At 69.7% G+C, this 603-nt stretch carries 1 protein-coding gene; it reads right to left on the bottom strand.

From position 1 onward, the window contains the following. Positions 1 to 603, bottom strand: a 603-nt coding sequence (locus ACUSIJ_RS29670; RefSeq protein ID WP_449312008.1) for an alpha/beta hydrolase family protein, incomplete at both ends; no start/stop codon positions are given.

The raw sequence follows: 603 nt of genomic DNA, 5'->3' as shown, positions 1-603 counted from the left end.
TTCCGCTTCTATCAACGCTTCGGCTCCCGGCTTGCACACCTGCATGAAGCTGAAGTGCATCGCATCCGGGATCATCACGAGGCGCGTGCTTTCCGGCGGCAGATGCCGGTCCAGCCAGCCGGATTCCAGCGTCGCCGGCAGATCGCCGATATCGACGCCCGCGCCGAAGACGAGGGCCGGCAGCCTGATGGCGGCGAGGCTGTCCGGGGTGAAGCCGCGCGCGAGCCCAAGGTCCAGCGTGACGAAGGCCTTGACCCGCGGATCGCGCATCTCCCGGCCGATGGCTGGATCGGCCAGCCCGAGTTCGCCCGAAAGACCGCAGGTGCGCGGGCTGGGATGGTCTTCGCAATCCCGTGCGAACAGCGCAGGATCGAACCGCGCCCCGGCGAGCGCGGCGACCGTCCATCCGCCCAGCGAATGGCCGATCGCGGCGATGCGGCCGATATCGATCGGGCCGGCCCATGCGGGATCCGCCAGCACAGCGTCGATGGTGCGGCTCAGATCGCGCGGCCGCTCCCAGAGCGTCGCCGCGCGCGCCGGATCGCGGTCGGAAGTGGTCGTTCCGGGATGATCCGGGGCAGCGACGACATAGCCTGCTTCGAC

This window comes from Pseudochelatococcus sp. B33 (genome assembly GCF_053570585.1).
Note: the sequence above shows the minus strand (reverse complement) of the source record. Positions and strands in the feature narration are given on the sequence as shown.